This window comes from Arthrobacter agilis (genome assembly GCF_002953615.1).
Taxonomy (GTDB): domain Bacteria; phylum Actinomycetota; class Actinomycetes; order Actinomycetales; family Micrococcaceae; genus Arthrobacter_D; species Arthrobacter_D agilis_B.
In genome coordinates, this window is record NZ_CP024915.1 from 2,969,573 (window position 1) to 2,976,795 (window position 7,223).

The 7,223-nt window shown below is 67.9% G+C and carries 7 protein-coding genes; 1 reads left to right on the forward strand and 6 read right to left on the reverse strand.

The window, feature by feature from the left end; translation table 11 throughout:
* Positions 1–224: excalibur calcium-binding domain-containing protein (locus tag CVO76_RS14485; protein ID WP_208739878.1), on the forward strand; the 224-nt coding region annotated here is incomplete at its 5' end.
* A gap of 124 nt (positions 225–348) precedes the next feature.
* Here the strand turns inward: CVO76_RS14485 and CVO76_RS14490 are convergent.
* Genes CVO76_RS14490 through CVO76_RS14515 form a run of 6 tightly spaced genes read right to left on the reverse strand, consistent with a single transcriptional unit; the run spans position 349 to position 7,170 of the window.
* Positions 349–1,986: a dipeptide ABC transporter ATP-binding protein gene (locus CVO76_RS14490; protein ID WP_208739880.1), complete on the reverse strand. Its 1,638-nt coding sequence runs from the start codon at positions 1,984–1,986 to the stop codon at positions 349–351.
* Entirely contained in the window at positions 1,983–2,522 is a 540-nt protein-coding gene (locus CVO76_RS14495) for a GbsR/MarR family transcriptional regulator (RefSeq protein ID WP_208739882.1), read from the reverse strand. The genes CVO76_RS14490 and CVO76_RS14495 overlap by 4 nt, the downstream gene beginning before the upstream one ends.
* Positions 2,519–3,952: a serine hydrolase domain-containing protein gene (locus tag CVO76_RS14500; protein WP_208739884.1), complete on the reverse strand. Its 1,434-nt coding sequence runs from the start codon at positions 3,950–3,952 to the stop codon at positions 2,519–2,521. Before CVO76_RS14500 ends, CVO76_RS14495 begins: the two co-directional genes overlap by 4 nt.
* A complete protein-coding gene (locus tag CVO76_RS14505) occupies positions 3,949–4,842 on the reverse strand; it encodes an ABC transporter permease (RefSeq protein WP_208739886.1) in 894 nt (297 codons plus the stop codon). Before CVO76_RS14505 ends, CVO76_RS14500 begins: the two co-directional genes overlap by 4 nt.
* A complete protein-coding gene (locus CVO76_RS14510; RefSeq protein WP_208739888.1) occupies positions 4,835–5,761 on the reverse strand; it encodes an ABC transporter permease in 927 nt (308 codons plus the stop codon). Before CVO76_RS14510 ends, CVO76_RS14505 begins: the two co-directional genes overlap by 8 nt.
* Positions 5,758–7,170 (reverse strand): M14 family zinc carboxypeptidase, encoded by a 1,413-nt coding sequence (locus CVO76_RS14515; RefSeq protein WP_208739890.1) that lies wholly within the window; start codon positions 7,168–7,170, stop codon positions 5,758–5,760. Before CVO76_RS14515 ends, CVO76_RS14510 begins: the two co-directional genes overlap by 4 nt.
* Positions 7,171–7,223: the final 53 nt, after the last annotated feature.

The following is a 7,223-nucleotide window of genomic DNA, read 5'->3' on the forward strand; positions in this document are numbered from 1 at the left end:
CTCCTGTGGCTCCTGCCCCCGCGCCGGTTGTCCCGGCGCCGGTGCCCGCACCGGCACCGGCACCTGCACCCGTCGCACCCGCACCGGTAGCTCCGGCTCCCGCACCCTACTACCAGAACTGCGACGCCGTCCGTGCTGCAGGTGCCGCACCGATTGCCGCCGGGACACCCGGTTTCCAGCAGAAGTTCGACCGCGACGGCGACGGGATCGGCTGCGACAGCTAGCGGTAGGCATCGCCAGATGGAATGACGGCGAGGCAGTTCCGCAGGGGATTGCCTCGCCGTCGTTCGCTTCGATGCCGGTGGAAGAAGACAGCCGTGGTGCCGCCTGTCACGGAGCACCCTGCTCTCACAGAGCGGCGACCGACTCATTCCGCCGACGTGCCTGCTCCACAGGATCCGGAACGGGAGCGGCCGCGAGCAGGCGTTGGGTATAGGGATGCTCGGGGGCCGTCAATACTGTGTGGCGGTCACCCTGTTCCACGATCTTTCCGCGATGCAGCACCACCACGCGGTCGCAGAGCTCGTCCACGACCGCGAGGTCGTGACTGATGAACAGGCAGGCGAAACGGAGATTGCCCTGGATGGTGCGCAGCAACTCGAGCACTGTCGCCTGCACTGAGACATCCAGCGCCGAGGTCGGCTCATCTGCGATGAGCAGCATCGGCTCGAGCGATACAGCGCGGGCTATCGCTATGCGCTGGCGCTGGCCACCCGAGAGCTCGTGCGGGTAGCGCCCAGCCCACGAGGCAGGCAGCTCGACAGCCTCGAGCAGGCGATCGACACGCGCAGAGAGTGCGCCACCGCGCAGGCGTTCGTGGACCCGGATGGGTTCGCCGATCGACTGGCCGATGGTCCGTCGGGGGTCGAGCGCGGCAGTAGGGTTCTGGAACACCACGCCGATGCGCTTCTTGAGCGCTCGCGCCTGGGAGCGCGACGCTGTGGCCAGATCGACACCATCGATGACGATATGACCTTCGGTCAGTGGGGCGAGGCCGAGCGCGCTCTTGCCGATCGTGGACTTGCCTGAGCCCGATTCGCCGACGAGAGCGATCATCTCCCCAGCGCGGATGTCCATGGAGACGCCGTCGACCGCGCGCATCGCACGCCCGCGTCGATTGCGGTACTCCACCACCAGATCGGCGATCTCGAGAACCGGACGTTCGTGAGGTACAGCTGTCGATGCTCGGTGGGCGGCTCCGAGCCGTGGGACCGCCGCGAGCAAGGCCTTCGTGTACTCAGCCTCTGGACATCCGAAGATGCGCTGGACGGGCGCGGTCTCCTCGACCCGTCCCCGCCGCATGACGACGACCCGGTCTGCAAGGTCCGCCACGACGCCCATGTCGTGGGTGATGAGAAGGATCGCCGCGGCGGTGCGCTGCTGCAGCCTCCGCAGGACGTCGAGGATCTCCCGCTGCACTGTGACGTCGAGCGCCGTCGTCGGTTCGTCGGCGATGAGGACCTCCGGGTCACACGCGAGAGCCATGGCGATCATGACGCGCTGCGCCTGCCCACCGGACAGCTGGTGCGGGTAGTAGTCGAGACGGTCCTCGGGATCGCGCAGCTCCACCATCCGCAGCAGCTCCACGGCACGTTCGCGACGCTGAGCTGCGGTCAGCTGCGGGCGATGGCGCTTCAGCATCTCCAGGATCTGGTATCCGACGGTGAAGACCGGGTCGAGCGCGTTCGACGGGTCCTGGAAGATCATCGAGACCTTCCTGCCGCGGATCCCGGACAACACCTTCTCGGAGGCGCCGAGAACGTTCTGGCCGTCGACGAGAATCTCTCCGGACGCGCGCGCATTGCCGGGGAGCAGCCCGAGCACGGCCAGGGAGGTCACGCTCTTTCCCGAACCCGACTCGCCGACGATGGCGAGCACCTCACCGGCATGGAGGTCGAAGTCGACGGCGTGCACGGCCGGCACACGATCTCCCCCCACGAGGAAATCGATGGCGAGGTTCCGGACGGTGAGCACGGGAGTTGTCATGGCGTTTCGTCCCTCGTTGTCGTGTGGTCGTTCTCATGGGCATCGCGGTACGCCTCCCAGTCGAGGAGCATCTTGCGGTGGTACCCCTCGAGCCAGGTCATGTAGCGCTCGGCGTTGCGCAGCCGCGTGCGCGGACTGGCCGCTTCGCTGTCAAGGATCCCGAGGCCACCGGTGATCGCGCCCTTCATCCGGCGCAGGTACTCGCGCTCGCCGCTGAGGAACGTGCCCCACACGTCGTCCTCGACCCGGAAGTAGTGAGCACGATCCCCGGGGATGGTGTGTCGCTTGAGGAAGCCGACGGTCACGAGCGAGCGGGTGGCCATCGATACCGCGCCGGTACTCGCCTGCAGGAGCTGGCCGATCTGCGCGGAGGACAGGTAGGGCTCGTCCACGATGATGAGCAGACCGAGGACGCGGCCCTCCATGCGGGCGTTGTTCGCGAGTTCCCAGGAGGAGGCGAAGTCCTCGATGAAGGTCCGGGTCTTGTCGTCCAGCTCGCCCGAGAAGGACCGCGAACCGCTCTGCTTGTCTGTCATAGGGACATCTTGCCAAGCGTGTCGACAGGGCGTCCCGACGCGAGCGCCGAACGGTATGTGTCGATCGGCCAGAGCGTCATCCCGCCCAGGGCTACAGACAGGATCCGCCCCGCCTCATCGCGCGAGAAGTATGCGGGCTCGCCCGTCGCACCGAAGCCCGGGATGCGTTCGGCGAGGAGCTCGTCGTCACCGACGACGTCGAGGAACTGGTGGGCGAGGGCCGGCTCGGGGGACCGGGGGTTGATCGAGACGAGATGCCCGCCGAGTTCCACGATGTCGGTGACACCCCACATGTTGGCGAAGCGGCCGGTATACCGCGCGAGGACCGCCGGGTCGTGCGCCCGGGCCGCCGTGGTGGGGGAGAGGGCGATCTCGATGATCTGCAGCAGGCCGGTCGCGAGGGAGTCGGCGGGTCCGTCGACCGAATTGGTGAGCACGCTGAGCACGAACGCGTCGTCCGGGTCGATCCAGGTGCGCGTGATGTGACCGGGGTAGCCACCGCTGTGCCCGACGAGCTTGCGCTCTCCCACGGTGCGGATCTCGAAGCCCAGCCCGTAGCGGCCGAGTTCCCGTCCGCGGACCGTGACGATGGTCTCCTCGCGCTGCAGCAACCGTTTCGAGGAGTCCGACACGAGGGTTTCGTTGCCGAACCAGTGCGCGGCGCCATAGCTCGTCAGTTCGGCGGCGGTCGAGAACCAGCCGGTCGCGGCCGCCATCGCGCGGGTGTCGACGTGCTCGATCCGCCAGCGCCTATCATCGGCTTGCGTGAGACCCGTGTGCCCGGCCGCGTACTCGGCGGCGCGGTCGGCGTCGTACTCCGGCCCGGAATCGACGAGGCGCAGTCGATCGACGATGTTCGCACGCACGTAGTCGTTGTACGGCAGCCCGCTCGCGGCCTCGATGGCGAGCCCCAGCAGGGAGTAGCCGACGTTCGAGTACTTGAAGTACTCGTCCGTCTCGTACACGGCTCCGTTGAGTCGCGACTCCTCGAGCAGGGCCTCCCGGTCGAGGAACTCCCCGCCGCGCTGCCAGAAGTCATTGTCCACGCCGTCACGGATCACGCCTGCATTGTGACCGAGCAGGGCGCGCAGGGTGACCGTGGCGAGGGGGGTCTCCGCCAGTTCCGGGACCCAGGTGACGACGGCGTCGTCGAGCCGGAGGGAGCCCTGCTCGACGAGCTGCAGCACCGCCGTGGCCGTCATGGTCTTCGAGTGCGAGGCGATGCGGAACAGGTGTCCGGGGGTGAGCGTCTCCCCGGTGTCGACGTCCGCGGTTCCCCAGGCGTAGTTCAGCACGACGTCGTCGTCGACCCGCAGCGCCGCCTGGACCCCCACCGCTCCCCGGAAGGCGCCCTGGAAGGCGATCCAGCTCTCGAGGTAGGGGGCGATGCGGGTGAGGACGGCCGTCCTGTCCGTTGCGGTGATGGTCATGAACGTCCCTTCGGGTCGAGGGCGTCCCGGAGGATGTCGCCCAGCGTGATGAGGCTCAACACCGTGACGGTGAGGAACAGGCTCGGGAAGACGAGCAGGTGGGGGTCGCTCTGGAAGTACGACTGCGCCGTGGAGAGCTGCAGTCCCCAGGAGATCGAGGGTTGACGCAGGCCCACGCCGAGGAACGTCAGCGTCGACTCGGCGACGATGACGGAGCCCACCATGGTGGTGGCGATGGCGAGCACCGGCCCGAGCGAATTGGGCACGACATGTCCGAGCAGGATACGACGGTCGGTCAGTCCCATCGCCGACGCGGCCTGCACGTACTCCGCCCCACGTACGGTCCGCACGGAACTGCGCACCAGCCGCGAGAGCGTAGGCCACGAGAAGAACGCGAGCACGAGGGAGACGGTGAGGGCCGAGCGCGTGCCCGCACTGTTGAGGACCACGATCGCTCCGAGCAGGAACGGGAAACCGAGGAACACATCGGTGAGCCGCGAGACGATCCGGTCGGCGACGCCTCCGTAGTAGCCGGCGATCGTTCCCAGCACCATTGCGATGACCAGGCACAGGATGGTGGTCAGCAGGCCGATGAAGAGTGAGGTCTGGGTCCCGTGGACCACGTTCGCGAAGATGTCGCACCCCTGGAGGTCGGTGCCGAAAACATGGGTGGGGCTGGGTTCCTGCGCGCTACGGGACAGGTCGCACGCTCGGGGGTCGGGCTGTCCGAACAGTCCCGCGATCGGGCCGGGCAGAACGGCGATGACCGCGAGCACCCCCAATGCCGCCGAGCAGATCCAGAAGAGAGGCCGCTTGCGGAGGGTGGTCCAGACGCTTCGGTCGCCGGGGGTGACGAGGGGTGCCTGCTGGGACGCGAGTTGCTCACTCATGGCGGATCCTGGGGTCGAGGAGGGAGTTGATGAGATCGACGACGACGCTGGTCATCAGGAAGATGAGGATGAGTGCGGTCGCCACGCCGACGACCGTCGGCCCCTCGTGTGTCCGGATGGCGTCGAACAGGAGAGCTCCGATGCCGGGCAGGTTGAAGATGGCCTCGATGACGACGGTCCCGCCGAGGAGGTAGCCGAGGTCGATCGCGAGGAACGTCAGCACCGGGGTCACCGAGTTGCGCATGACATGGACGCCGACGACGTTGCGGCGCGGCATCCCCTTGGCGGTGAGGGTCCTGACGAAGTCCGACCGCAGGGTGTCGACGACGCTGCCCCGCATGAGCCGCGTGACGCTGGCGAGCCCGAACAGCGCGATGACGGTAGCCGGCAGCAGGTACGCCGTCGGCCATCCGGCTCCGGCCCCGGCGATAGGGAACCAGCCGAGTTGCAGGCCGAAGACCAACTGGGCAGAGACGCCGAGGACGAAAACCGGTACCGAGGTCGCGAGGATCGTGCCGATCAGCAGGGTGCGATCGAGGATGCCGCCGTTGCGCAGGCCGGAGACGAGGCCGAGGATCACGCCCACGACGACCTCGATCGCGAAGGCGGTCAGGGCGAGGGTGATGGTGATGGGCCATCGCGCGGCCATCCGGTCGCCCACGGGCCGGCCGTCGAAAGTGGTGCCGAGGTCCCCGGTGAACAGCCCCCCGATGTAGCGCAGGTACTGCAACCACACGGGCTCATCCAGGTGGTACTCGGCGCGAAGTTGCGCCTGTACGTTCTCGGGCAGCGGACGGTCGCCTCCGAGCGCTGCGATCGGGTCCCCGGGGAGCGTGAACACCATCGCGTAGATGATGAACGTGACCCCGATGAACACGATCGCGAGTTCGATGAAGCGCCGGCCGATGTAGCGGGTCATGAAGCGTCCTCCGCCAGGAGCCGGGCCGCGACGGCGAGCGTCGAGGCGTATTGCACGCCCACCAGTTTCTCGATCGGCAGCACGGTGATGCCCGGTACGGATTCGGACTCCGCGATCCACCCGTCGTAGACCCGGGCCAGCTCCGTGCCGATGAGGCGCAACTCGGCTGGGGCGACGCCGGCGTCGACCTCGGCATCGATGGCACGCAGGAGCATCCCCCCGAAGCGCAGGCGGAAGCAGCGCACCGTGTCCTCATTGGTGAAGACCTCGGCAGTCGTGGCCACGCGTGAGCTCTCGGGAAGCTCGGCCCTGCGGGCCTCGGCGTCACCGACTCCCGCCATCATGGGGATGAACGCGCGCGAGGCCCGGAGAAACGGTGAGTCGAGCACGAGGTGCGGCAGCGCCGACGACAACGCGTGCTGCAGCACGCGGCTGAGGTCACCGAGACCGGCAGCCTTCTTCCGGAGGACAGCTGCGTAATCGGTGCCGCTCGGGCGCGTGTCGAAGGCGTCGGGATGGGTCCAGTACGGCAACTCGGCCACGAAGGTGACCGACCCGTAGCGGCGCGCATAGTCGGCCGACCCGCCCCCGCCCACGTCCGCCACGGGATCGAGGCCGAGCGATTCGAGGTAGTCGTAGTGTTCTGTCGCGAGGGGGGCCAAAAACACCGCAGGCGCGAGCGCCGTGAGATCGGCGGACTCGGGTTCGCCGGCGTCGAGGGGGAGACCGAGAGCCTCAGGGATGGCATGGAGGTCCGCGACGGCTCCCGCGATGTCGCGCCCCAGGTAGTAGTAGACGCCTCCGAGCTCCGCATTGTGCAGCCCGACGAGCAGCGCGGGTCGCGTCTCGTCGATCAGGCGCATGAGTGCCTGCGTCTCCGGCATCGACCGATCGAAATACGCCTTCTTGTAGCTGAGGGGGAACGACCACTCGACCTGCTCCTGCGGTGCCGGGCGGTAGAAGTTGCGGGCGTAGTGCGAACGGCTCGACGGCGCGCCGAACCATCCCTCGTTGAGCCGCGTTCCGTCGGGATCGATACACGGGATCAGATGCCAGGTTGCGTCGACCGCGGCGAGCAGGGCGTCGTCGGCGGTGAGATCCTCTGCCAACCGCTGGATGGTGTGGAAACCGATGGGTTCATTGGGGTGCACCCCTGCGTACACCAGGATGTGTGCGGAGCCGGTGCCGACGGCGTAGTCGTGGATCGGGTCACCAGCCCGGGAGGTTCCGATGCGGCGTCGGGTGACGCGTCCGGGATGCGCAACGGCGATGGCGTCGAAGCGGGCCAGGAGGTCGTCGACGCCGGGGAAGTCGTGCAGGGGTGCCATTCTGGTGGCCCGGTCGATGATGTCGCCGATCGAGCCGGTGACGGCGTCGGCCGTTCGGGTGCTGGTGGCGGTGCTGGTCATGCGGGGACGTTCCTCCCTGATCGAACGGGTGCAGGTCGGTGGCGGGCCGCCGG